This window comes from Streptomyces sp. NBC_00310, assembly GCF_036208085.1.
Lineage (GTDB): Bacteria > Actinomycetota > Actinomycetes > Streptomycetales > Streptomycetaceae > Streptomyces.
The window spans coordinates 9,896,762-9,922,050 of the sequence record NZ_CP130714.1; the positions used below are offsets into that span (position 1 = coordinate 9,896,762).

General features: G+C 72.1%; 19 protein-coding genes. 10 read left to right on the forward strand and 9 right to left on the reverse strand.

What is annotated here, in order from left to right; translation table 11 throughout:
* Positions 1-30: 30 nt before the first annotated feature.
* Complete coding sequence (locus OG202_RS43190) at positions 31-954, reverse strand: LysR family transcriptional regulator (RefSeq protein ID WP_328224531.1); 924 nt, start codon at positions 952-954, stop codon at positions 31-33.
* A gap of 238 nt (positions 955-1,192) precedes the next feature.
* On the opposite strand from OG202_RS43190, the gene OG202_RS43195 reads away from it, so the two are divergent.
* The 4 genes from OG202_RS43195 to fxsT all read left to right on the forward strand — a co-directional run bounded on the left by OG202_RS43195 (position 1,193) and on the right by fxsT (position 6,237).
* Positions 1,193-1,810, forward strand: a complete 618-nt coding sequence (locus tag OG202_RS43195) for a nuclear transport factor 2 family protein (protein WP_326574252.1) — start codon at positions 1,193-1,195, stop codon at positions 1,808-1,810.
* 186 nt (positions 1,811-1,996) lie between these two features.
* Entirely contained in the window at positions 1,997-2,458 is a 462-nt protein-coding gene (locus OG202_RS43200; RefSeq protein WP_326574251.1) for a hypothetical protein, read from the forward strand.
* Between the two features lie 76 nt (positions 2,459-2,534).
* Complete coding sequence (locus OG202_RS43205) at positions 2,535-2,768, forward strand: hypothetical protein (protein ID WP_326574250.1); 234 nt, start codon at positions 2,535-2,537, stop codon at positions 2,766-2,768.
* Positions 2,761-6,237: an FxSxx-COOH system tetratricopeptide repeat protein gene (fxsT, locus tag OG202_RS43210; RefSeq protein ID WP_327726568.1), complete on the forward strand. Its 3,477-nt coding sequence runs from the start codon at positions 2,761-2,763 to the stop codon at positions 6,235-6,237. Before OG202_RS43205 ends, fxsT begins: the two co-directional genes overlap by 8 nt.
* A 41-nt stretch (positions 6,238-6,278) precedes the next feature.
* On the opposite strand, the gene OG202_RS43215 is transcribed toward fxsT, so the two are convergent.
* From OG202_RS43215 to OG202_RS43225, 3 genes are all read right to left on the reverse strand, one after another.
* Positions 6,279-10,085, reverse strand: coding sequence for a tetratricopeptide repeat protein (locus OG202_RS43215; RefSeq protein WP_328224532.1), 3,807 nt, complete (start codon positions 10,083-10,085; stop codon positions 6,279-6,281).
* Between the two features lie 55 nt (positions 10,086-10,140).
* The gene (locus tag OG202_RS43220; protein WP_327726566.1) at positions 10,141-13,647 is read right to left on the reverse strand and encodes a tetratricopeptide repeat protein; all 3,507 of its coding nucleotides are present in this window, start codon (positions 13,645-13,647) and stop codon (positions 10,141-10,143) included.
* Positions 13,648-13,891: 244 nt separating this feature from the next.
* Positions 13,892-14,326: a ribosomal maturation YjgA family protein gene (locus OG202_RS43225; RefSeq protein ID WP_328224533.1), complete on the reverse strand. Its 435-nt coding sequence runs from the start codon at positions 14,324-14,326 to the stop codon at positions 13,892-13,894.
* A 540-nt stretch (positions 14,327-14,866) separates the two neighbouring features.
* Here OG202_RS43225 and OG202_RS43230 point away from each other — a divergent pair.
* Entirely contained in the window at positions 14,867-15,658 is a 792-nt protein-coding gene (locus OG202_RS43230; RefSeq protein WP_326574245.1) for a hypothetical protein, read from the forward strand.
* Positions 15,659-15,716: 58 nt separating this feature from the next.
* Here the strand turns inward: OG202_RS43230 and OG202_RS43235 are convergent, their stop codons facing one another.
* Complete coding sequence (locus OG202_RS43235) at positions 15,717-16,139, reverse strand: pyridoxamine 5'-phosphate oxidase family protein (protein WP_327726564.1); 423 nt, start codon at positions 16,137-16,139, stop codon at positions 15,717-15,719.
* Between the two features lie 119 nt (positions 16,140-16,258).
* Here OG202_RS43235 and OG202_RS43240 point away from each other — a divergent pair, with 119 nt between their 5' ends.
* Positions 16,259-16,402: a hypothetical protein gene (locus OG202_RS43240; RefSeq protein ID WP_327726563.1), complete on the forward strand. Its 144-nt coding sequence runs from the start codon at positions 16,259-16,261 to the stop codon at positions 16,400-16,402.
* A gap of 106 nt (positions 16,403-16,508) precedes the next feature.
* Here the strand turns inward: OG202_RS43240 and OG202_RS43245 are convergent, their stop codons facing one another.
* The 3 genes from OG202_RS43245 to OG202_RS43255 form a co-directional block, all read right to left on the reverse strand.
* Positions 16,509-17,210, reverse strand: coding sequence for a response regulator transcription factor (locus OG202_RS43245; protein ID WP_327726562.1), 702 nt, complete (start codon positions 17,208-17,210; stop codon positions 16,509-16,511).
* Positions 17,211-17,408: 198 nt separating this feature from the next.
* Positions 17,409-18,110 carry a CBS domain-containing protein gene (locus OG202_RS43250; protein WP_326574241.1) on the reverse strand — a complete coding sequence of 234 codons (702 nt, stop codon included), beginning with the start codon at positions 18,108-18,110 and terminating at the stop codon, positions 17,409-17,411.
* Positions 18,111-18,162: 52 nt separating this feature from the next.
* Complete coding sequence (locus tag OG202_RS43255) at positions 18,163-18,627, reverse strand: cyclic nucleotide-binding domain-containing protein (RefSeq protein ID WP_326574240.1); 465 nt, start codon at positions 18,625-18,627, stop codon at positions 18,163-18,165.
* Between the two features lie 517 nt (positions 18,628-19,144).
* Here OG202_RS43255 and OG202_RS43260 point away from each other — a divergent pair.
* Genes OG202_RS43260 through OG202_RS43270 form a run of 3 tightly spaced genes read left to right on the forward strand, consistent with a single transcriptional unit; the run spans position 19,145 to position 21,979 of the window.
* Positions 19,145-20,050 (forward strand): universal stress protein, encoded by a 906-nt coding sequence (locus OG202_RS43260; RefSeq protein ID WP_327726561.1) that lies wholly within the window; start codon positions 19,145-19,147, stop codon positions 20,048-20,050.
* Between the two features lie 22 nt (positions 20,051-20,072).
* On the forward strand, positions 20,073-21,095 hold the full coding sequence (adhP, locus tag OG202_RS43265) for an alcohol dehydrogenase AdhP (protein ID WP_326574238.1): 1,023 nt from the start codon (positions 20,073-20,075) through the stop codon (positions 21,093-21,095).
* A 5-nt stretch (positions 21,096-21,100) separates the two neighbouring features.
* Entirely contained in the window at positions 21,101-21,979 is an 879-nt protein-coding gene (locus OG202_RS43270) for a universal stress protein (protein WP_326574237.1), read from the forward strand.
* Between the two features lie 17 nt (positions 21,980-21,996).
* Here OG202_RS43270 and ppk2 read toward each other — a convergent pair whose 3' ends face one another.
* The gene (ppk2, locus tag OG202_RS43275; protein ID WP_326574236.1) at positions 21,997-22,800 is read right to left on the reverse strand and encodes a polyphosphate kinase 2; all 804 of its coding nucleotides are present in this window, start codon (positions 22,798-22,800) and stop codon (positions 21,997-21,999) included.
* Positions 22,801-22,849: 49 nt separating this feature from the next.
* Between ppk2 and OG202_RS43280 the strand changes: the two genes are divergently transcribed.
* A complete protein-coding gene (locus tag OG202_RS43280; RefSeq protein WP_326574235.1) occupies positions 22,850-25,231 on the forward strand; it encodes a phosphoketolase family protein in 2,382 nt (793 codons plus the stop codon).
* Positions 25,232-25,289: the final 58 nt, after the last annotated feature.

The following is a 25,289-nucleotide window of genomic DNA, read 5'->3' on the forward strand; positions in this document are numbered from 1 at the left end:
TGACAATGGGCTGTCGCCAATGAACCGTCGTCAATGAACTGCGCGGATCAGCTGCTCCCGCAGCCACGCGAGTCCGGGATCGCCGGCGCCGCGCGGGTTCCACACGAGATCGACTCCGAGGGGCGGCAGGGGGAGAGGCGGCTCCATGATGCGCAGCCCGTTGCGCGGCGCCAGTTGCTGAGCCAGTCGGCGGTGCAACAACGCGATCATGTTCGTGCCGCTCACCACCGAGGGGATCATCAGGAACTCGAAGACGACGACCTGCACGATGAGATCGGGGATCATCCGGGCGAGGGCCTGCTGTGCGCCGACCCGTCCTCGCTCCCACTCGAACACCACATGAGGCAGCCGGGCGAGGTCATCGACGGTCAGCGTCGCCCCGATGCGGTCGTTGTTCGCGTCGGCGACCACCACCCAGCTCTCGTCGTAGAGCCGTTCCCTCGGGAGCGAGGTCGGCATGGTGTCCGGCAGCAACGCCACGTCGGCGGTCGCCTCACCGCGGGTGAGGTCCATCGACGACGCGGGCGCCTCCAGGTGGAGACGAACATCCGGAGCGGACACGGCGACCATCGCGCTCAGGGCGGGCAGGACCGTCAGAGCCGAGGCGCTGGACGCGGCGATGCGGAAGGTGCGGCCCGATGTCGCCGGATCGAACGTCGGAGGCGTGAGGACCTGGCTGGTGGCGGTCTCCAGAATCAGGTTGACCGGTTCGATCAGCGCGTCGGCACGCGTGGTGAGTACATAGTCCCGGCCGACCCGGACGAGGAGCTCGTCACCGAGCGTGCGCCGTAGCCGCTGCAGGGCGTTGCTCATGGCCGGCTGCGTCAGCCCGACCGCCTGGGCGGCGCGCGTGACACTGCGGTGCTGGAGAAGGGCGGCGAGCAGGGGGAGCAGATTGAGATCGACGCGATGCAGGCCGGCCATGGGGCGCGACGGCCGGGACTCGGTATTCACCTCATCTATATATCGCATGCGAAAGGATCATTCGACCGAGGGTCGGTGAGGTACTACCGTTCGGCTGTCCACAAGCCCAGGCCGATGCCGCCGCCTCGGGGGCGTTCCAGCCCTGCTCGACGCCGTCTCCACGCAGCCCCTGGGCGACATTCCGCTGCGTTCGTCGCCGACCCGATGGCGGACAAGCCCGGATCGATCCCATCCGGACGCCGTCGTACGACACCCATGGAGGTCTCTCATGCCGACAACCGAGACAGATCAGCACGAGCTCCGCCGGCTCGTCGAGAACTGGGCACTGTGGCGCGACGCCGGCGACTGGGAACGGTTCGCCACCGTGTGGCATCCCCTCGACGGCTGGATGACGGCCACGTGGTTCCAGGGGCCTGCGACGGACTTCATCGCCGTCAGCCGGGAGGGCTTCGACAACGGCGTCAGCATCCTGCACTTCCTCGGCGGACACACCGCCGACGTCGTGGGCGACCGGGCCGTCGCCCAGACCAAGATGACCATCAACCAACGGGCCGAGGTGGATGGGGTCGAGGTCGATGTCGTCTGCACCGGGCGCTTCTACGACTTCTGCGCGCGTCACGAGGGCGCGTGGAAGATCGTGCGTCGGCAGCCCGTCTACGAGAAGGACCGTCTCGACCTCGTCGATCCGTCCGCGACGCTCAGCCTGGACCGGGAGTTGCTGGGCCGTTTCCCCGTCGGCTACCGCCATCTCGGGTACCTGCAGACCAAGGCGGGCTTCACGGTGAAGACCGGGCTGCCGGGCCTGACGGGTGACGTCGTGCAGCGCCTCTACGAGGAAGGCGCGAAATGGCTGGCCGGCTCGGCCACTCCGGGCGATCCTCACTGACGCGTCGCGCTCTTCCGGGCTCTGGAGCGGGCCCTCGGCCTGGGCAAGAGGCGATGGGCCGCAACGAGCAGTCGGCCGAGGGAGGACCGGCCGAGGGACGACTGCGTGCCGGTCGCATGACGCCCGGTGGGATCGCGGTCTTGATCAACGCAGCCGTCGTTGGTTCACTTGCTGGTTGTGGAGAGCATGCTGGCAGCGCTGATAGCGGTGGCGGGAACCTTGCTCGGCGTCGTCGTGACGAACAGGCAGCAGAACAGGCGTGCCGACCGGAGCGAGAAGATCGTCGCCGCCGAACGGCTGCGGCAGGAAAGGATCACGGCCTACGCCGAGTTCGCCCGTACGGTGATGGAGTTCAGGATGTCCCAGTACCGGCGCTGGCGCCGTCGTCAGGACGACTACGACAGCCCCTCCTACGAAGAGGCCCGGTACGAGTCCCATCAGCACAGGGCGCAGGCGTGGTACGCGCTCTACCGAGTCCGTCTGGTCGCGGCGGGCGAACGCGACCTGGTGGAACTGGGCAAGACGGCGATGACCCTCGCGACGCGCATCGACGAGGCGGGTGACCTGGAGGAGCTCAAGAACATCGGCTCCATGACCCGGAACGCGGTGGAGGAGTTCATCGACGCGGCCTCCCTCCAGGTCTCCTGATCCACGAGGGCGGGTGAATACCGGGTCTTCCGCCCGCGCCGCGGGGACGGCGCCGATAGCCTGAAGCAACCCCGGTGTGAGGGCGAAGAGTTACCTGACGGAAGGGCTGCGGATGGGTGGCGGTGCGGTGGGCGAGGACGAGCCCGAACCGGAGACCGGTGACTTCAGATTCGGCGACGAGGGCGAGGTGGAGGTGTTCGACGGATCCCGGTGGACCGTCCACCTCGGCCTGCCCGGCGACGACGCCGGAAGCGCCATGCGGGAGGACCCGGAGACCGATTCCGTGACGCCACCGCCCGGCAGTGACTGAGGCGTCCGGCGAACCGCCCGTACCGGAGCGGAGCGACGTGCCGCGGCGGGTACGGGACCCCGAGGCCCGCCGCACGCTGGAGGCGTGGCTGGCCAGGACCGGGACCGTGCTGTCCTACGCGGGCTGGGAGGACGCCGGGAACTCCGGCGCCCAGGTCTTCGCGGTCTACGCGCGACGCCGTCACGAAGGGCGGCTCACCGACGCCCGCAAGCTCGTCGTCAAGGTGCTGCCACCCCGCGCCTCGTCGGTCCGTGAACCCCAACGCCACGCACGCGCCGAAGAGTTGTCGACGCCCTACTTCGTCGAGCGCCGTCTCGCACGGCAGTTGCCCGACTATCCGCCCCAACCCCTCGGCGGCAACGGCTGGATCATGTTCCAGGAGATCGCGGGCGGCAGTCTGACGGACTACCGGTCGTTGTCCGCGCTGATGGAGTCCGAGACCGTGGGCGGCCCCGCGATCGCCGCGCTCTGCGGGCGGGTCGTCGAGTCGGTCCTGAACGAGTGGAACACGCCACAGACCCTGGGCTTTCACCGGGGAACCGTCTCGGACGTGCTCACGGGGCTGCTCGGTCCCCGTATCGAGGAGGGCGGAACACTTCACACCTGGGCGCGTCACGACCCCGGTCTGTTGGAGAATCCGCGCCCGTACCTCGCGCTGCCCGGTGAGTCCCGCCTCTTCCCCAATCCCTTCGCCCTGGTGACCGGGCCCCGTATGGCCGGCGACGAAACCCTGTCGCTGCTGGCGGGCCTGGGACACGGCGATCTGCACCCGGGCAACGTGGTGTGCCGCCATCGGCCCGGGCGGGCCGCGGACGCCCACCGGTTCATCGATCTGTCGAGGTTCAGCGATGACGCGCCCCTGGTGTGCGACCCCGCCCACTTCGTTCTCTCCATCGTGGCCTCGCAGTTGGCCAAGGAACGGGCCCCCGAGGTCCGCACCGACCTCGCCCGGTATCTCATCGACCCCGACGGGCATCCGGGGCACGACGTCCGCGTCGGTCTGCGCGAGGTGATCCGCTCGATTCACGAGGCGGAGAAGGGCTGGGTCGAGAACAACGGCCGCGGGCTGTACGCGGAATGGAAGAGCCACCGGCTCCTGGCCCACCTCGCCTGCGCACTCGTCTTCAGCGGGCGCGCCCGGCTCCGCCCGGAGGACAGACAGTGGTTCTTCGAACTCGCCGCGCGCGCGGCAGGGGCGTACCTCGGTCACCAGGACGAGCGGCGCACCGAGCGGCCTGCCGGACCCACCACCGTCGGTTCGCGGGGCACCCGCCACATCGCTACCGAGCCCGGCCCCCCTGTGGTGTTCTGGCGGACCGAACGGCCCACCGCCCCCCTCGGGTACCACGTGGCCCGCGAGCGGGAACTGACCGCCGTCGGCCGACTCCTCGCTCAGCGGGAACAGCCGGTGATCATCACCGGACCGCCCGGTACCGGCAAGTCGCAGCTCGCCCTCGCGTACCTGGACCGGCACGGCGGCGCGTACGACTTCGTCGCCTGGCTGCCGGCCCAGCGCGAGGAACTGCTGTCCCAGGTGTTCTCCGACCTGGCGCGGCTCTGCGGTGTCGAGGCCGAAGCCGCCGCCGGGGCCGATGCCGTCGTGGCGGCTCTGGGCCGTATGGGCAGCTGGCTCGTCGTCTTCGACGACGCCGACCGGCCCTCGGCCGTCCGCCGCCACCTCCCACGACCCGGGTCGCGCTTCACCGTACTGATCACCTCACGCAACCCGCTCTGGTCCCAGATCGGGCACCAGCACCGGCTCGGTGACTTCGACCGCGCCCAGTCCACACTTCTGCTCACCCGCAGGGTCGAACAGCTCTCCGTGCCCGACGCCGACCGTGTCGCCTCCGTGCTGGGCGATCTGCCGCTCGCCGTGGACCAGGCCGCGCAGCAGCTGGAGGGCTCGCCGATGAGCGCGGACGGATACGTCGCGCTCATCGAGAAACACGCCAAGGACACCCTGGCACGCGGGCTCGACGAGGACGTCTATCCCGCCTCCCTGGCCGCCGTCGTGCGGATCGCCGTCGACCGGCTCCAGGAGCGGGAACCCGACGCGGCTCGTCTCGTCCGGCTGACGGCCTGTTTCGCGACCGCTCCGCTGCCGTTCTCGCTCCTCGACGAGGCTGCCGAGCTGCTGCCCCCCGTACTGCGCGGCGCCGTCGCACAGGCGCCTGACCGGCTGTCCGACCTGGTGATAGCCGCGTCCCGGGCCGGCCTGGTGCAGGTCGACCGCGGTGACCTCCACATGCACCAGTTGTTCCGCAGGCTCGTCCGTGAGGAATGGGCTCCCGAGGCGGACATGGACCGTTCGGCGGCGCGGAGAATACTGTCGGCCACCGATCCGGGCGATCCCCGGGACCCCGGCACCTGGCGGACGTACGCGGTGCTGCTGCCCCACGTCCTCGAACTCGACCTCCCCGCCGCCACGGATCCCGCGTGTCACCGGATGTTCCTGCGGATGGTCCACTTCCTCACCGTCAGCGGCGACGCCCGGACCGCCCGGGAACTCGTCCTGGCCGCGATCGAACGCTGGCGCACCGAGTACGGGGCCGAGGCGGACATCACGGTGTCCGCCACGGAGCACCTGGCCCGCGCCCACGTCCAACTCGGCGACCACCGTACGGCGGTGGAACTGGACCGACGTGTCCTTGAGCATCGCACCCGCCGGTCGGGCGCCCAGGACGCCGAGACCCTCACCGCCGAGCACAACCTCGCGGCGGACCTGATCACCCTCGTCTCCCACACCACCGGGCTGTACAGCGACGACGGCGACCACGCCCTGCGGCTCCAGCGAGACGTGGTGGACCGCCGTACGGAGCTGCTCGGAGGGGACCACCGGGACACCCTGCTGTCGCTGTACAACCTGGCCCTCGTCCTGCGGGGTGCCGGCCACGACGTCGAGGCCCGGGACACCCACCGCGGCGCGTACCTGGGACTGGCGCGGATCCTCGGCAACGACCACCCCGAAACCCTTCGTGCGGCCCACGGATACGCGGTCGGCCTCAGGGACGCCGGGGCGCTCACGGAAGCCAGGAACCTGCACGAGGACACCTACCGGCGGCGCAGAACGGTCCTGGGCCCTCATCACCCCGACGTACTGCAGTCCGCCTGCAGCTACGCCCGTGCCCTCGGCGGCCACGGGGACGACGCGGCGGCGGTCGTTCTCCTGAGGGACGCCCACGGTCGTGCGCTGACCGTCCTGGGGCAGGACCATCCCGACACCCTGCGCTACGCCCACTGGCTGGCGGTGAGTCTGCGCCGTACGGGCGAAGGAGAGGAGTCCGCCCGGCTGATCGAGGACACCTACCGGCGACGGCTGCGCCTGCTGGGCGAGTCGCACCTCGACACCCTGCGTACGGCGTCCGTCCACGCGGCGGAGCTCCGGTCCGCCGGTGACATCGACGGGGCCCGTGAGCTGGAGCGGGCGATCCGGCGCCGGCTGGCGCTGCTGGCCACCCGTACCGCCTGAACCGGGGCGGCGCGCCGACCGGACGCGCGCAGGGCGTCGTCTCAGCCCTGGTCGCCGAGTTCGTGTGCCGTGCGCACGGCTTCGACGAGAGCGTCCGCCGCCGAGGACTCGACCGACGCCGAGAGCAGTTCCCGGAACCGGGGGTCCCCCAAGTCCCGTGCCACATCCGAGAGTTCGTACAGCGCCATCGTGGCCACCGGTGTCTGCGGTCCGCACTCCAGCCCCGCGACGAAACCGCGCAGGGCCAGGCCGAAGGCGGTCTCGGGGCTTCCCCCGAGCCGCTCCCGTTCACTGAGCGCGGACAGGGCCCTCGCCTGGCCGTCATGGTCCTCGATCGCCTCGAAGGTCTCCAGGGCCTGTTGATGCCAGGACACCGCACCGGCCGCGTCGTCCTCGATGGCGGCCAGCAGTCCGAGCTGGTGGCGGGAACGGCCCGCGCCGTACCGGTCCCCGCACTCCTCGGCGACGGTGAGGGCCCGTAGGTACAGGTCCCGGGCCCGGTCGATGTCGCCCGTGCCCTGAGCCAGTACGCCCAGTTGGTGGTGGACGGTGCCCACCGCCGCGCGGTCGCCCGCCAGGGTCAGAAAGGCCAGTGCCCGTTCGTAGTGGGCCCGTGCCTGCTCGGGTTCGCCGGCGTCGGCGGCGATCATTCCCAGCAGGTGTTCACCGGCCGCGGTTCCGGCCACGTCGCCCACCTCGTCGCCGATGCGCATGGCGCGCCGGCACAGTGCGGTCGCCTCCGCGAGGTCGCCCTGTTCCCGTGCCAGCAGCGCGAGTTGGAGGTAGCCGGAGGCCATCGCCGTCCGGTCGCCGAGCTGTTCGTGCACGGCCAGCGCGCGCCGGTAGTGGCCGTCGGCCTCGTCCAGTCGGCCGCAGTTGTGTTCCACCACGCCGAGTTGGTGCAGGGCGGCGGCCGTACCCGCCGGGCTCTCCTCGTCGGGCCGGGAGGCCTCCAGGTCGAGAAGCGCCTCGTAGTGCCCTCGGGCCGCGGCCGTGTCCCCCGTGAAGATCGCCACACTGCCCAGATAATGCCGAGCGCGCTTCACCTCCTCCAGGTCGTCGAACCCGGTGAAGGCCACCAGCGCACGTTCGTAGCGCTCCTTGGCGGCCGGGTACTCTCCCATCGCCTCTTCCAGCGTGCCCAGTTCGATGTCGGCGGTCGCGGCCTCCTGGTCGAGACCGGCTCGGGTGAACAGCTCAAGTGCCCGCTCCCGATGGCCCCTGGCCTCGGTGAAACGTCCGGTGTCCTGGGCGGCGCAGCCCAACGCGTCGTGCAGGACGGCGGTGGCGTGGTCCGTCAGCGGTGTCCACTCCAGGGATTCCCGCGCCAGACGCTCCATCTCGGTGAAGGCGCCTGTGGGCCGCAGCCGGTCGACCAACGCGGCGGTCATCGCGAACGCGTCGTCGATCAGGCCCGCTTGCCGGAAGTGGTGTCTGCTCTCGGTCAGATCGCGCACGATCCTGGGGGTGTCGCCCTTCTGCCGCTGGATCTCCAGCCAGTGGTGTGCGGCCCGCTCATGGGCCGCGGCCAGCCGATCCGGCGGCTCGGACCCGGTGAGCAGCGTGGCCAGCCAACGGCAGACGAAGTAGGACGGTTCGGTGTCTGTGTCTGTGTCCGCGTCGGTGGCGGCGGTGGACGACAGCAGGCCCTGGCTCTCCAGTACCGCGAGCGTCTCGCGTGTCGGGGCGGTTCCGGTCCCGGGGGAGGCCGCGAGGTCGTCCGGATGTACGGGGTGACGGTGGACCGAGAGCGAGACGAGGGCCGTGTACTGCGCGGGCGTGAGGTCCCTCAGCAGTCTGTCCGCCCCGGTGTCGCGGGCCAGGAGCCGGCGCGTCGAGCGGATCGCGGCACCCAGTCCGCGGGAACGGGCCGCCGCGCGGGAACGGCCCTCGGCGGCCAGCCAGTCGGACAGCCGGGCGTCCAGCCCGGGAAGGACCGGCGCGGCGCCGCGCACCAGCGCGTCCAGGAGGCCGAGGCCGGCGGGGTGGCCGCCGATCTCGGTGAGGATCAGCGGCACGGCCTTGTCGGGGAGCCGGCTCAGGCCGGGCAGTCGGCCGATGAGGAGCCTCGACTCGGCCGGTGACAAGGGGCCGAGGTGGAAAGTCGCCGTCGCGCGGCCGGTCCGTGTCGGCAGCCGCAGCCGGTGCCGACCGGTGATGATCAGACGGCACCGGTCCGGCCGGTCGGCCCAGTCGGCCAACTGCCGGGCCAGCAGGGGGTCGACGCACCGGGCGTACGGGTGGCCGGGTTCCGGTTCGGTCTCCACGTCGTCGACGACCACGATCAGCGGCGCCCCGCCGGGCGGGGCCTCGGCCACCCGCCGGCGCGCCCCGGCCAGGACGGACGCGTCCGCCGCACCCCCGATCCGCACCACGTCCTCGGCACGGGGCGCGAGGCGCTGGAGGAACTGCGTGACGAGCGTCGACTTGCCCACCCCGGCGAGCCCGTGCACGACCAGCCCCGCACCGCCGTCGTCCCAGAGCCGCATCAGATGACGCAGGACGGCACGGCGGGCCACCGGCTGTACGTCCCGCCGTGGGTTCGGGGGCGTCGCCGGCCCGGGGCGAAGCACGGTGTCCCGGGGCGTCGGCCGGGGTTTCGCGGGGAGGGGCGGCACGCCGAGGAACAGGGCCGGAGTCGGCCATTCGCACAGGTCGGTCGGGCTGCCGTGGTCCTCCGGGCGCCGCTTCTCCAGCCGATGCCGGGCCTCGGCGACGGCGTCGAGGACGGCCTGTACGTCCGCGACGCCGTCCCGCGGGCGCGGTCGGCCGAGGACGGCGTACACCTCGGCGCAGAAGGCGGCGGCGTAACTGTCGCTCACCGCCGCGGTCATGGCCAGTACGCACCGTACGCCGGCCGCGACGAGCTCGGCGGCGAGTCCGGTGAGCCGTTCCTCGTGGTCGGCCGAGGTCCGTGCCGGGCCGTCCGAGGGACGTCCGGCTCCCGTGGAGCAGCCCGCCAGCACCACGAGCCGGGGCGCGCCGTCGGCCGGGAAGGCGTCGGCCAGGTCCCGCGCGGTGACCGGGCGGGTGCGGCCCCGGCCGTCCTCCAGCAGCAGTGCGTCCGCTCGCGCATGGCACGACAGGTGCAGGATGTCGCAGGGCCTGCGCCGGATCGCCCGCCGGATCTCGGTGAGCGTGTCGGGCCCGTCGATCATCTCGACGTCGATGTGCCGTTGCCGCACCCCGGCCTCGACGGCGCCGACGATCCGCCGTGCGTCCGCCTCCAGGTCCAACGCGGGCCCCTCCAGGTCGTCGAGCGGGTCCGCGAAGGCGGCCAGGATCCGCAGGCCGTCCGCCCCGGCGGGTTCGTGGACGGGCCCCGGCCGGCCCGTCGGCGCGCGGTAGAACCGGACCCGGGGCGACATCGCGAGCGGTGTCGGTGCCCCGGGCAGCAGCACGGTCTCCCACGGAATCCCGGCGAACTCCGGTACGGACACGGCGATTCCGATCCACACGGGCTGCTCGGGACCGCTCCCGTCCAGCGCGCGGGCGACGGCTTCGCCGGCCGGCCCGCCGAAGAACGCCTCTCCGATCGCGATGCCCAACGCGTGCACGGCGTACCGGGACGCGGTGGACACGGGGGTGGTCCTGCTCGTGGCCGGATCGAACCTGGTCAGCGACGGGCGCCCGGCCCGGGACCGGGTGAGCCTCCACAGTCGCTCCTGCACGGCGCGGGTGAGCCCGCGATGCTCATGGGCGACGACGGGGGTGCCGTCGACCGACACGGCCGTCTCCCCGCGGGTCACGGTCACCAGGACGGAGACCGGTCGCGCAGCGGAGTTCGGTCGCGTGGCGGAGTTCGGTCGTGCGGTGGAGTTCGGGCCGGCCTCGGACCTCACTGTCATCGTTCCCTCGGGGTTGGGGGCGTCCACGACACGGTGCGCGGCGTATCGCGTCGGCTCATCCGGCTGTGAGCGGCGTTCCCGCGGGTTCCCGGGGGCCGCGGGAGTGGTAGCGGGCGGCCGCCGCGGGACGGCCCAGGTCCTGGAAGCAGTCGCCGATGACGCGATAGGTGTCGGGCCGGTCGCGTGTCTCGTCGGTGCGGCGGAACAGGGCGAGCGCCTCCCGGGCTTTGGCCAGCCCCGCGAGCGGACGGCCGCGTTTGCGGTCGAGGGTGGCGAGCCGGGTCAGACACTGCGCCTGGCCGACCACCCTGCGCAGTTGCGTGTTGAGGTCCAGCGCGGCCCGCACATGGTCCTCCGCGATGTCGAGAGAGCCTTGACGCTCCGCGCAGATGCCCAGGTGCTGGTGGGAACGGGCGATCTCCTCGGTGGCGCCGCGAGCGGTGGCGATGCGCAGCGCCGCGTCGAATTCGGTGTGGGCTTCGTCGAGTTCGCCGGCGACCACGTGCAGGGTGCCGACCTGGTTGCGGATCTCCATCTCCTGCATCTCGTCGCCGGTGTCCCGGCACAGGCCGGCCGCCGTGCGGCAGTGCGCCATCGCGGTGGTCACGTCGTGGGCGTCCTGGGCGACGTAGGCCAGGCTGCGCAGACAGGCGACGACGGCACCGGTGTCGCCGGCCCGTTCGAAGGCCGCCAGGGCCTCTTCGTAGCCGGCCCGGGCCCGGGCCGCGTTCCCTCGGTACTCGTCCAGCATGGCCAGTTGGTAGCGGGACGCGGCGGCGTCCCGGTTGAGCCCGAGACCCTGGAACACGTCGAAGGCCCGGCGGTAGCGTCTCTCGGTGTCGGCGTAGTCGCCGAGTTCGTGGAGCACCGAGCCGAGCTGGTGCTCGGCGAAGGCGATCCCCAGGAGGTCACCGGCCGCGTCGCTCACCGTCAGCGCACGCTCCAGGTGTTCCCGTGCCTCGTGCATCAGTCCCCGGTCGCGGGCGACCAGACCGAGCTGTCGATGGGCCTGTGCCGCCTGCTCGGAGCCGGGTTCGACCCAGTCCAGCACGCGCCGGCACAGCTGTTCCTCGGCGGTCCAGTGACCCACCGCGTGCAGCAGCCGGCACACGCGCTGGGCCACCTGCGCGGCTTCCGCGGGCCGGTCGCAGGCCTCGTGGTGGTCGATCGCCTCGAACCCGGCGTGGACGCGTTCCCGTTGGGGCAGTGTCTGCCGGTCGAGGACGTCCGCCCAGTGGATCGCGGCCCGTTCGTGGCCGGAGCGTGCCGACCGGGCGTCCAGCGCGGCGAGTTCGGCCGCGGTCCAGCGGTGTACCGACCACAGGGGCTCGCCGTCCCGTCCGACGCCGTCCGGGGCCAGGAGACCGGCGGAGACCAGCTCGTCGAGGGCGTCCGCGACGTCCTCGGCGTCCGTGAACGCCCGCTGCGGTACGGGCGAGCGGTGGACCGCCGCGTACGTGAGCAGGGTCCGGGAACCGGCGTCGAGGGTGGCGACGAGTTCGCCGAGCAGGGTGTCGGCGGCGGTGATCCGTAACGCCTCCCGCAGGGCGCTGCGCGTACGCCCCGCGACCCGGGCCCGGGTGGCGTCGATGCCGCCGGTCAGCCGCTGGAGCCGGTGAGCCAGATCGGTGTCGGTGACGGAGGTCCGTCCGAGCAGGGCGTCCAGATAGCCGTAGGCGCGGGGATGGCCGCCCACGGCTTCTTTGAACCGGTGCCATTCGCTCCGCGGCAGCCGCCGGGTCTGCGGGAGTCTGAGGCGGAGCAGGTCCGTCTCGGCCGACGTCAGCGGTGGCAGGGCCAGGTGCGGCAGCCGTGCCGCGCCTTGTCGTGCGGGCGGGAGTGGGTGGCGGGAGGTGACGAGTACGTGGGTCCTCGTGTCGAGGTCCGCCCACGCCTCCAGGAACGCGCCGAGTTCCGGGTCGGTGAGGCCGCCGGCCCCGCCCGTGCCGGGGGCGAGGTTGGCCTCGAACTCGTCCAGCACCAGGACGGGCGCCGGGGTGTCGGGGTCGGCCGCCGCGCGGGCGAGTTCGCGCAGCCGGTCCCGCCACGGTCGTCGGGCCTCGGTGAGGGGGCCGGTCCCGTCCACCGCCCCGGGCAGCACGGCCGTGATCGCGTGCAGGATCTCCTCGACATCCGTCCTGCCCCGCACCAGCGCGACGGGACGGTCGGCCGCGTGGAAGCGCAGCAACTCCCCGACGAAGGCGGACTTTCCGCCTCCGCCGACGCCGTGGACGACCAGCCCCGCCCCGTCCGTCCCCAGGGCGCGCGCGGCGATCCGCAGCTGGGGCCGGCGCCCCACGAACGTGCCGAGGGGCAGGGCCAGCGGCGGCCGTACGGCAGGCGTCGTCGCCGGGCTCCTGCGGCTGTGCCGTGCGTCCCGGACGTCCCCCGTCTCTCCGGTCCGTACGTCGGACACGGGCGCCGTGCGGGCGGCGGCGTACAGGACTGGGATGTGCCACTCGGGAAGGGCGGCGTCACCACCCGTCTCCTGCCGGGTCCCCTCAAGGGCGACCCGTGCGGAGTGCAGGGCTTGGAGCGGGCCGCTCCCGGCGGCGAGGCCGGTGTAGAAGGCGGCTGTCAGCTCGCCGGCGTACACGTCCCGGACTGGTGCGGACATGGCGACGACCGCGGGTATTCCGGAGGCGGCCAGCTGCTCGGCCATTCCGGGCAGGAAGGCCGTGCCGCCGCCGTCCTGGCCCGGCAGGCGTCGCGCGGAGGCCGTCGAGCAGCCGGCCAGGACCAACAGCGGCGGCGGACCGGCCGCGGACACCACGCGGTACAGGTCTTCGGCCGTGACCGGGGCCGGAGCCCCGTCGACGGTCTCCAGCCGGAGGTGTCCCGGGCGGGCATGGCAGACGATGTGGACGAGGTCCGCGGGCGCTTCCTTCAGGGCCGCGGCGAGAGCGTCCAGGCTGCCGGAGCTGAGCAGCCGCAGGTCGACCGGGGTGGCGGAGCCGGTCACCGCGGCAGCCAGGCGGGCCGTCTCGGCCTCCAGGTCGAGCAGCCCCTCCTGTGGCGTGTGCGCGGAGGAGGGACCGGCCAGCAGCGCCACCAGCCGCAGCGGGCGCGCCGTGCCCGGGGCGGCCACCCGAGGGGGGACCGCGTCGCCGGGGCCGGTGCGAAAAGGGCGGATGACGGGGTGCAGGGCGAGGGGGGCCGATGCGCCGGGCAGGAGCAGCGTCTCCCAGGGCAGTCCGGCGAGCGGTCCCGGCTCGACGTCCAGCGCGAGCGACAGCGTCTCTCCCCGCTGGACCGCGTCCCGCGCAGCGTCGGACAGGGCCCGGCACACGGCGTTCCCGGCCCGTTCGGCGAGCAGCTGCCCCATCCGGTCGGTCAACTGGACGGCCTCTGCGATCCGTTCGGGGTCCAGGGCCTCTCGTGACCGCTCATGGAGCCGGGCCACGGCCCGTGCCGTCTCCACCAGCGGGAAGTGCGGGGCCGTTCGCGGCGCGTGGGCGACGGCCCTCTCGCCGGCCCACAGGGTGACGTCCGCGTTCCGTACGGACAGACGGTGGTTCACCGGGGCACCGGTACGCGCTTCGCGCTTGTGCTCTTGGCTCACAGATCGACTCCTCGACCCGGCAGGACGGTGCGGAGCGTCACCGGGGTCCGTGCGGACACGCCCACCCATTGTGGGCTTCACAGGCGCGGCCCCGCGCCGACTACGCCGCAATTGCGGGAAGTTGATCGAGAATGGCCGACGCCCCTCGCTACGGCGGCCGGCCGCGTCGGGCCAGGCGCGCGCTGATCCGGGCCGTCTCCCCGTGAACCGGGCCGGGCCCCCGCGGGCAGCGCGGCCACACGTATCAACCGGGCCCGGTACGCCGACGTGCCGGGTAGCGGTCCAGCGCGGTGTGGACGAGCCAGCCCGCTGCCGCACCGACCGCGTACCAGAACAGGTCGGGTGGGTTGAAGGTGGAGCCGAGCACGAGGCGGGCGACGGCGCTGTTCCGGGCGAGCTCCGCGGTCACCCCGCTGAGTTGAACGAACTCGACCCCCCAACTGACGGCCAGTGCGCTACCGGCGGCCGTCAGGGGCGTCACTCGTGGCGCCACCAGCACGACGAGGGCGAGCAACAGGACGGTGTACAGCGCGTCTCCGCCGTATTTGGCCAGGCTTCCCGAGGCCACCGCCCGGAGCCCCAGCCCCGCGCCGACGGTCACCACCGCGGCCCCGGCCGCCGCGAGACGGATCCGTGCCGGTTCGACGGCGGTGTCATCGGTTCCGGGGATGAAGGGCACAGGGGCATACTGCCGGACGTCCGGTGCGCGCGGCGGACCACACCACGGGCCGGACGGGAACACGCGGACGTCGCCTGTCGGTTCGGCAGGGGTGCGGGTGGTGGCGAGGTCTTCGACGGTGGCCGCGCGGAGCCGAGGGCCGGTGATCTCTCCGTCCTCGGGCAGCCTCCCTTAGGCAGTACGAGTGAATGAGCTGATTGTTCAGTTCGGGGCGGGTGGTGAGTCTTCTACGGTCTCTGCATGGATCCGGGGTTGCGGGAAAGGCCCTGCGGGCGGGGGACCGGTGGAAAGGCGCACCTGATGTCGGGGTTGGGGAAGTCGCCGGACGTGCTCAGGGCCCGGCTGGGCCGCTGTCAACGGAACGGGGCGTGGGTCTGGGGCGCGGTGGGCGTTGCCTGTCTCGTCGCAACAGCGCTGACTTTCAGCGGGCCTTGGGCGAACGGGAGCGTGGCGGCGCGGATGGTGGCTTTCGGGCCGTCCACCGGTTGCTGGGGGTTGGCGGCCTCCCTGGTGCTCCGTGCCTGGGGGACGAGTGGACGGGTGCGGACGCGCCTGCTGCTGTTGGGCGGTTCGGCGGTGGCCGGGGGTGTGTACCGGGGGGCGGTCCACGTGCTGTCGGCGCACCCTCCGGGTTCGGGACGGGGCGGGGGATCACTGCTCGGTTCGGTGGTGGTCACCGGAGTGACGCTGACGGTCGGCCTGGGGATGGCCGGTCTGGTGGTCGCGGCCGATGCCGGCAAAGGCCGGCAGGTGTTGCTGCGGCGCGTGCTGGACGGGGTCGTCACGGCCGGGACCGTGTTCATGACGGGATGGGTACTGCTGCGGGGCGCCGGTGACGGCTGGCGGCTGGGGACGGGGATGGTCGGTGTCCTGTGGACCGCGGAGGTCGTGTTCCTCAGTTTTCTGTTCGCCCTGCGCCGTCTCGTACGGAGCGACCAGAGAGTCACGTTGTGGGTGGGGACCCTCGGGCTGTCTCTCATGCTGATCGGCGACACCCTGCGGCTGTGGACGGTCGGCCCGCACAGTCCCGAGGCGATGTCCTGTCAGCTGGTCGACACCTGCACCACCGCGGGCCTGCTGGTGGCTGCCGTCGGCCCTTGGGTGAACGGCGGGGCGACCATGCTGGGCACCGCTCGGCCGACGTTGCGCTGGGGGATGGAGGGTGCGGCGGCGTTCATTCCCCTGACGGTCTGCACGGTCACGGCACTGGGCTATGTGTTGGCTCCTTCCGCGCATGATCCGGTGCCGCTGCTGGTCGGTGGGACGGTGCTGCTGAGTCTCTGGGCACGCAAGACGTTCCTGCCGCGCGAGAACACCGGAGACGACGACTGAGTTCCCGTGCGGCTGCCCTCCCCTGCCGGACAGGCGTGGTGGGGCTGCGGGCCGGCGGTCACAGGGCGGCTCGTGCCCCGACGAGTTCGCGTCCGGTGACCATCTCGGCGGCGATCCGCACGAAGACTTCGTCCCGCATCGGCATCCAGGAGGTGGGGCCGCTGCGGGAGAGACGTTCGTGCTCGGCCGGGTCGGTCACCACGGCGGCCCGCCCGGTGACGACGACGCTCCAGCCGGAACGGGTGGCCGGGTCGAACTCGTCCCCCTCGAAAGCGACCACGACACCGTCGATCGCGCGCACGAGGTCGGACGTCGCCGACGTGCACAGCAGGACGGAGCCATCGGTGTCGAGGGCGAAATTGACCGGCAGGACCGCGGGCAACGCCTGTCGGGTGTACACCACCCGGCCGACCTGCACCTTGGCCAGCAGACTGACGCACTCCTGCCGGTCGAGAGCGCGAAAAGCATCGTTCTGAACCATCCGTCCATCGTCAGTGCGGCGATCGAACACGGGTAGGGCCTGTCGGCCTCTTCTGGGTCCCTGTGTGGCTGCGGAACGGGTGCCGTGGTCCGGTCGTCGACGAGGGAGAGCGTCGGTGCGTGGTCGGGAGGCGCGTGCTCGGCCGGGACCGGCTGATGCCGGCCCCGCTCCGGTTCATGGCGGCGGCGCCGTCCATCACGGCACAGGCGTCCCTCGTGGCCCTGGGCCGCGCCTGGGGCGTACGGGGTACGACGTGCGTGTGACGGGTGGGCCGACCGCGAACGGCGGATCATCGGCCGGGGGGAGGGGCGCGTCGGCCACCCGGGCCGAAGCCGGGCAGAGGCACGGTGGCCGGGTGCGAGGCGGGGGTTACCTCCTGCGATGCTCGTCCGTCTCCGGTTGATCCAGGTGGGACGCGAGGACCGCGGCCTGGACGCGGCGCTGGACGCCCAGCTTGGCGAGCAGGCGGGAGATGTGGTTCTTGACGGTCTTCTCGGAGAGGAAGAGCTTCTTGCCGATCTCGCGGTTGGTGAGGCCTTCGCCGATCAGCGCCAGGATGTCCCTCTCGCGCGGGGACAGGCTCGCCAGCTCGGACGGTACGGCGGGGGCGCTGACGGGTTCGGCGCGCAGCGAGCGCATCAGGCGGGCCGTGGTCGCGGGGTCCAGCATCGACTGGCCCGAGGCGACCGTGCGTACCGCCGAGACGAGGTCGGAGCCCTTGATCTGCTTGAGAACGTAGCCGGAGGCGCCGGCCATGATCGCGTCGAGCAGGGCCTCCTCGTCGTCGAACGAGGTCAGCATCAGACAGGCCAGCTCCGGCATCTGGCTGCGCAGCTCACGGCAGACCGAGATGCCGTCTCCGTCCGGCAGGCGCACGTCGAGGACGGCGACGTCGGGGCGCAGCGCCGGACCTCGTACGAGCGCGTGCGCGACGGTGCCGGCGTCGCCGATCACCGAGATGTCCGGCTCGGAGTCCAGCAGGTCGGCCAGACCCCGGCGGACGACCTCGTGATCGTCCAGCAGAAACACGCGGATCGGGTTCTGCTCGGTGTACGTACGCGGCTCAGGCATCACGGCCCCTCGTTCCCCGGTGGAAGTGAGAGTGAGAGGACAGATCGCGGGCTGTCCATGATGACGATCATCACGCGCCCGGGCCGAATGCACCAGGGCCGATCGGCCCCACTCACACAGCGCCCCCGCCGAGGGCGGCCGCGTGGGCGGGGCCGACCGGTCCGGTGCCGTCCCACAGCCGTGGGGTGTCCTGGAAACTCATGCAGGGCGGACCTCCTCGGCCGGGTCCGCGGACGCCGCCGCCGTGGCCGGTCCGCCGGGCCGTGTGACGTCGAACCGCACATCCACGACCCCCTCGACGGCCCGCACCAGCCGCGCCGCCACCGGCACCAGCGAGGTGTCACGGACCCGGCCGACGAGCTTCACGACGCCGTCCCGCACCTCCACGCGCACGGACGAGCCCGGTGCGGGGAACAGGTAGGACACGATCTCGCGGCGGACCTCCTCGGTGATCTCCTCATCGGTGCGGAGGAAGACCTTGAGCAGGTCGGAACGGCTGACGACGCCTTCGAGCATCCCCACGGCATCGACCACCGGGAGCCGCTTGACCTTGGCCCGGGCCATGGTGCGGGCCGCTTGGGCGAGCGTGGCGTCCGGGCGCACGGTGAGCGCGGGAGAGGTCATGACGTCCTCGGCGGTCACCCCGCCCGCCTTCGCCAGATCGCCCAGGCGGCGCAGTTGCGTATACCGGTCGGGGTCGCTGTCGCGGAACTCCTCCTTGGGCAGGAGGTCCGCCTCGGAGACGACGCCGACGACACGGCCCTCGCCCTCGATGACGGGCAGGGCGCTGATCTTCCAGTCCTGCATGAGCCGCACGATCTCCTTGAAGGTCGCCCCGCGACCGACCGCGGCGACCGTGTGGGTCATGACATCGCTGACGATGTGCGGGGTGCCGTGCATGGCCCCTCCTTCGTGCCGTGCTTCGGGCTTCGTGCCCTGCTTCGGGGCGGGGTCAGATGGCATTGCCGGCGCCGTAGGGGGCGTACAGGTCGAGCAGTCGGGTCCGGGCCGAGCGCAGACGGTGCGCCAGCACCTGGCCCACCCACTGGCTGACGTCATTGCCCAGGGCCGGGTCGTCCCGGCACATGGACCGGACGGCGACGGCGTCGAACTCGTAGGCCCGGATCGGAGTCGTCGCCTCGGCTCCCATCTGCCAGGCGTGGGGTGGGAAGAGCCAGGACCAGCCGACCAGTTCGTTGTGCCCGAGACTCTCGATGACCGCCGCCCGCCGGCCCGGCACCCGCATGTCGAGCTCGATCGTGCCGGTGCGGATGATCCAGAAGCGGTCGGCGTGTCCGCCTTCCTCGAACAGACGCGTTCCCTGGGGGATGGACACATCCCTGGCCAGACGCATGAGCCGCTGACGGTGCTCGGCCGTCAGTGCGCGCAACATGCTGGGGGTGGGGGGAGCGTTCATGATGTCCTCCGCTGCCGGGTGAACGGACTTCCATCACCAGGGTGTTCCGGGGCGTCGGCGCGGGCCATGGGCCACTCGGGCCCTGGAACGGGCCGGTCGGTCCCGGAGGCGGGGTTCCGGGACACCGGCTCGTGGAGTGGGGCCGAGGAGCGGGGCGGACGGGCCTCTCGGACCGGGACCTTCGGGACTCCGTGGGCCGTACGGCCGCCCGGCTCCGACCGCCCGGCGCGCACGACCGGCCGACGGCGCACGAACGGGCTGCGGCACGTCGGTGTGCGCTGTCCGGCACTGCCCGCGCAGGCGGCGTCGGCGGCGCCGCCTGGGACGTCCCGGGCCTCGGCAGGCTCTGGGCCGGGCTCCCTGAACGGGGTCCCGCCGCGCCGGGCCGTGTCCGAGCCCCGCAGAGGGTCCTTCGGCCCGGGATCGGGACCACTGGCCCCTGCCCGGACGAGCCCCTGAACACCACGCTGGAATCGAATTCCTCGCCCTGGAGGAATTCGCCCTGGAGGTGGAGAGCATGCCCCGTACCGTCACCGTCGGCCTCGACGGCTCGCCCGAGAGCCGGGCCGCCGCCGAGTGGGCCGCTCGCGAGGCGCGGCTCCGTGACCTCGCACTGAAGATCGTCCACATCTGGGAGCCGGTACCGGACCCCATCGCCCAGGCGCCCCTCCTGGGCTCCGAGACTCACCAGCACTGGACCGAGCGCATTCCCCGCGAGGCCGCCGACGGCATCAGACTGCGTCACCCCGGCGTCGAGGTGACCAGCGAACACGTCGACGGCCGTCCGAGCGAGATCCTGGTCGAGGCGACGAGGAACGCCGAACTGCTCGTCCTGGGCTCCCGGGGTCTCAGCGGGATCGGCGGGTTCATGGTCGGTTCCGTGGGCCTCGCCGTCGTCGCCCACGCGGAGTGCCCCGTGGTACTGGTCCGTGCCCTGGAGCTGGCCGCGGACGAGCACGAGATGGACCCGGCCGGCATCCCGTCCGCCGCGACCCCGTTCCGGCCCGTCGTCCTCGGCCTCGACGTCGAGAGCCCGAACGAGGAGCTGATCGAGTTCGCGTTCGCGGCAGCCGCCCGTCGCGGCACGTCCCTGCGCGTCGTCCACGGCTGGAACCCGCCCCCGTACTACGCCTACGGCCTCGCCGCCGACCTCGAACTCCACGCGGAGCTCACCCGCCGCGAGACCACCGCGCTGACCGAGGTCCTGCGCCCGTGGCGCGAGAAGCACCCGGACGTCGAGGTCACCGAGGAGCCCCACTACGGCACCCCCGGCAATCACCTCGTCGACGCCTCCCGCGAGGCCTCGCTGGTCGTCGTGGGCCGCCGCGTCCGCCGCAGCCCGTTCGGTGCCCACATCGGCCCCGTGACGCACGCCGTCCTGCACCACTCCACCGCCCCCGTCGCCGTCGTCCCCCACCACTGACCCACCCCGAGGAGCAGTCACCATGAAGGCAGCGGTCGTACGAGCATTCGGCGAGCCCCTGGTCATCGAGGAACGCCCGGACCCCGAGCCCGGTCCCGGCCAGGTCCGTGTCCGCGTCGAGGCGTCCGGGCTGTGCCACACCGACATCCACGCCGCCCACGGCGACTGGCCCGTCAAGCCGAACCCGCCGTTCGTGCCCGGTCATGAGGGCGTCGGCCTCGTCGAGAAGCTCGGCGACGGCGTCACCCACCTGAGCGTCGGACAGCGGGTCGCCGTGCCCTGGCTCGGCAAGGCCTGCGGACGCTGCGAGCACTGCCTGTCCGGCTGGGAGACGCTGTGCGAGCAGCAGATCAACACCGGCTACGGCTGCGACGGCGGGTACGCCGAGAAGATGCTCGCCTGGGCCGACTTCGCGCAGCCGGTGCCCGAGGGCGTCACCGCCGTCGACGCCGCCCCGCTGACCTGCGCCGGCGTCACCACGTACAAGGCGCTCAAGGTCGCCGAGGTGCGGCCCGCGCAGCTGGTCGCGATCTCCGGCGTCGGCGGACTCGGCCACCTCGCCGTGCAGTACGCCAAGATCGCCGGCGCCACGGTGGCCGCGATCGACGTCACCGACGAGAAGCTCGAACTCGCCACCGAACTCGGTGCCGACCTCGTCATCGACGCCCGCAAGGAGAATGTCGGCGAGGTGCTCAAGCGGCACGGCGGCGCCCACGCGGCCATCGCGCTCGCGGTCAACGACGCGGCCTTCGCGGCCGTCAACACGGGCCTGAGGCGTGGCGGCAAGCTCGTCATGGTCGCCCTGCCCGCCCACGGCACCGTCCAGGTCCCGATCTTCGACACGGTCCTGAACGGTACGAGCGTGATCGGCTCGATCGTGGGCACCCGACAGGATCTCGCCGAGGTCTTCCGGCTGCACGCGGCCGGCCGGACCAGGGTCATCTGCGAGACCCGCCCGCTGGACTCAGTCAACGACTCCATCGCCGAAGTGCTGCGCGGCCAGGTCAGGGCCCGGATCGTGTTCGACCTCGGCGCGGGACGGTGAGGGAGATGACGATGGACCTGCCGATCGTCGTCGGCGTCGACGGCTCCGAGCCCAGCCTGCGGGCCGTGGACTGGGCGGCCGACGAGGCCGCCCTGCGCGGGGCGCCGCTGCGTCTGGTGTACGCCTCGCTGTGGGAGCGGTACGAGGGCGCCCACCTCGCCGAGGAGCTGGACAGGCCGGCCGAGCGGGTACGGGCCGAGGACATCGTGGAGGGCGCCGCCCGACGCGCCCGCCTGCGCCGGCCCGAGGTGAAGATCGCCACCGACGTACTGCCCGAGGAACCCGAGTACACGCTGCTGCGGGAGAGCCGGAACGCGTCTCTGCTGGTCACGGGCACCCAGGGCCGCAGCGCCCTCACCGAGGCGCTGCTCGGCTCGGTCAGCCTGACCGTGGCCGCCCATGCGCACTGCCCGATGATCGTCATCCGCGGCAGCCACGACAACCAGGCCCTGCCCGCCACCCACGGCCGTATCGTCCTCGGCGTGGGGGAGAAGCCGACGTCCTCGGCGGCGGTGCGCTTCGCCTTCGAGGAGGCGCGGCGACGTGGGGCGCGGGTCGACGCCGTACGGGCCTGGCGGTGCCCCGCGCACGAGACCAGCGACCACCCGCTGCTGGCCGGGGAGCCCGCGCGTCTGCACGAGCAGCGGGCCGCGGACGCCCTGGAGGCGGCCCTCCAGGACGCTCCCGCCGATGTCCGGCTGCACCGCCGTACGGTCGAGGGCCACGCCCGGAACGTGCTGGCCGACGCCTCGCGCGAGGCCGACCTGCTGGTCGTCGGGGCCAGGCGCCGCAAGCGGAGCTTCGGCCTGCAGCTCGGCCGGGTGACCCACGGCGTGCTGCACCACTCCGCCTGCCCGGTGGTGATCGTGCCCGAGCCGGAGTGAGTACGGTGACCGGCTGCTCAGAGACCCGCCGCGTGATCGGGGACGTACGTCTGCAGATCACGCGGCGGGCGCTGGTAGCCGGTCGACGGCGGTCGCGGGGGCAGCTCCAGCACCGGTGGCGGGACCTCGTGGTACGGCACGGAGGCGAGCAGGTGGGCCATCATGTTCAGTCGCGCCCGGCGCTTGTCGTCGCTCTCGATCACGTACCAGGGCACCTCGGAGATGTCGGTGTGCACCAGCATCGCGTCCTTGGCCCGCGAGTACGCCTCCCAGCGGGCGATCGACTCCAGGTCCATCGGCGACAGCTTCCAGCGTCGCAGCGGGTCCTCCAGCCGCTTGCGGAACCGCTCCTGCTGCTCGGTGTCGCTCACCGAGAACCAGTACTTGCGCAGCAGGATCCCGTCCTCGGTCAGCATCCGCTCGAAGATCGGGCATTGGCGAAGGAAGAGCTGGTACTCCTCCTTCGTGCAGAAACCCATCACACGCTCGACGCCGGCCCGGTTGTACCAGGACCGGTCGAACAGCACGATCTCCCCGGCGGCCGGCAGATGCTCGACGTAGCGCTGGAAGTACCACTGGGTGCGCTCGCGCTCCGTCGGCTTGGGGAGAGCCGCGATCCGGGCGACACGCGGATTGAGGTGCTCGGCGACCCGCTTGATCGTGCCGCCCTTGCCCGCCGCGTCCCGCCCCTCGAAGATCACGACCAGCCGGGCGCCCTCCGCCCGCACCCACTCCTGGAGTTTCACCAACTCCGTCTGCAGACGCAGCAGTTCCTTCTCGTATGCCGCGCGCGGCACCTTCGCCGCCTGTTTGTCGGCCATGTCGCCTCCACCGCCCTCTGACCCCCGTCGATGAGTTCCGGAGTCACCCATGACCAAGGTCGAACACCAGAACGTCACCGTACTTTCCGACGACGAGCTGCGCACCCTGGACGCCCACTGGCGGGCCGCCAACTACCTGGCCGCGGGCCAGATCTACCTGATGGGCAACCCCCTGCTGACCGAGCCCCTGCGTCCGGAACACATCAAGCCCCGGCTGCTCGGCCACTGGGGCACCTCGCCCGGCCTCAACCTCGTCTACACCCACCTCAACCGGGTGATCAAGGCGCGCGGGCTCGACGCGCTGTGCGTGTGGGGTCCCGGGCACGGCGGCCCGTCGGTGCTCGCCAACTCGTGGCTGGAGGGCAGCTACAGCGAGACCTACCCCGACGTGTCGCGCGACGCGGAGGGCATGGCACGGCTCTTCCGGCAGTTCTCCTTCCCCGGCGGCGTGCCCAGCCATGTCGCCCCGGAGACACCCGGCTCCATCCACGAGGGCGGTGAACTCGGCTACTCGCTGGCCCACGCGTACGGCGCCGCCCTCGACAACCCCGACCTGCTCGTGGCCTGCGTGATCGGGGACGGCGAGGCGGAGACCGGGCCGCTGGCCGCCGCCTGGCACTCCAACAAGTTCCTCGACCCGGTGCACGACGGAGCGGTCCTGCCGATCCTGCACCTCAACGGCTACAAGATCGCCAACCCGACGGTGCTCTCCCGCATTCCCGAGGCCGAACTGGACGAGCTGTTGCGGGGATACGGCCATGTGCCCATCCATGTGACCGGCGACGACCCGATGCGGGTGCACCGCGCCATGGCCAGGGCTGTCGACGAGGCGCTGGACCGCATCGCCCTGATGCAGCGGTCCGCCCGCGAGGGCGGGGTCGCCGAGCGTGTGCACTGGCCGGTGATCGTGCTGCGCACGCCGAAGGGGTGGACCGGCCCCGCCGAGGTCGACGGGGAGCCCGTCGAGGGCACCTGGCGTGCCCACCAGGTCCCGCTCGCCGGAGTGCGTGAAAACCCTGAGCACCTCGGGCAGTTGGAGACCTGGCTGCGTTCGTACCGGCCCCAGGAGCTCTTCGGCCCGGACGGACGGCCCGCCGAGGACGTCCTCGCCTGCGTCCCCGACGGCGCGAAGCGGCTCGGTTCCACCGCACACGCCAACGGCGGACTCCTCGTCCGCGACCTGCCCATCCGGTCCCTCGACGACTTCGCCGTGCCGGTCGAGAAGCCGGGCACGACGCTGCACGAGCCCACCCGGGTCCTCGGCGACCTCCTGGAACAGGTCATGAAGGACACCCGCTCCCGCCGGGACTTCCGGGTGGTCGGCCCGGACGAGACCGCCTCCAACCGGCTCCAGGCCGTCTACGACGCCAGCGGCAAGGCATGGCAGGCCGAGCACCTGCCGGTCGACGAACACCTGGACCGGCACGGCCGGGTGATGGAGATCCTCTCCGAACACACCTGCCAGGGCTGGCTGGAGGGCTACCTCCTCACCGGACGGCACGGACTGTTCTCCTGCTACGAGGCGTTCGTGCACATCGTCGACTCCATGGTCAACCAGCACATCAAATGGCTGAAGACCTCACGGGACCTGCCCTGGCGCGCCCCCATCGCCTCCCTCAACTACCTGCTCACCTCGCACGTGTGGCGCCAGGACCACAACGGTTTCTCCCACCAGGACCCCGGCTTCGTCGACCACGTCCTCAACAAGAGCCCCGAGGTCGTACGGGTCTATCTGCCCCCGGACGCCAACACCCTCCTGTCCGTCGCGGACCACGCCCTGCGCAGCCGCGACTACGTCAACGTGATCGTGGCCGGCAAACAGCCCTGCTTCGACTGGCTGTCCATCGAGCAGGCCCGCGCGCACTGCGCGCGCGGCGCGGGGGTCTGGGACTGGGCCGGCAGCGAGAACGGCGGGGAGCCCGATGTGGTGCTGGCCTGCGCGGGAGACGTACCCACCCAGGAAGTGCTGGCCGCCGCCCAACTGCTGCGCCGCCACCTGCCGCGGCTCGCCGTGCGTGTGGTCAACGTCGTCGACATGACCCGGCTGCTCCCGCGTGAGGAACACCCGCACGGGATGAGCGACTTCGAGTACGACGGCCTGTTCACCACCGACAAACCGGTGATCTTCGCCTACCACGGCTACCCGTGGCTGATCCACCGGCTCGCCTACCGCCGCACCGGCCACAAGAACCTGCACGTGCGCGGCTACAAGGAGTCCGGCACCACGACCACGCCGTTCGACATGGTCGTCCGCAACGACCTCGACCGCTACCGCCTGGTCATGGACGTCATCGACCGCGTCCCCGGCCTCGCCGTCCGTGCCGCCGCCGTACGCCAGGCGATGGCCGACGCCCGCACCCGCCACCACGCCTGGATCCGCGAGCACGGAACCGACCTGCCCGAGATCGCCGACTGGAGCTGGAACGCCTGAAGGTCCGGTCGGCGGCCCAGAGGGGGTCGAGCGACCCGCTCGACCCCCTGCCGGGGTC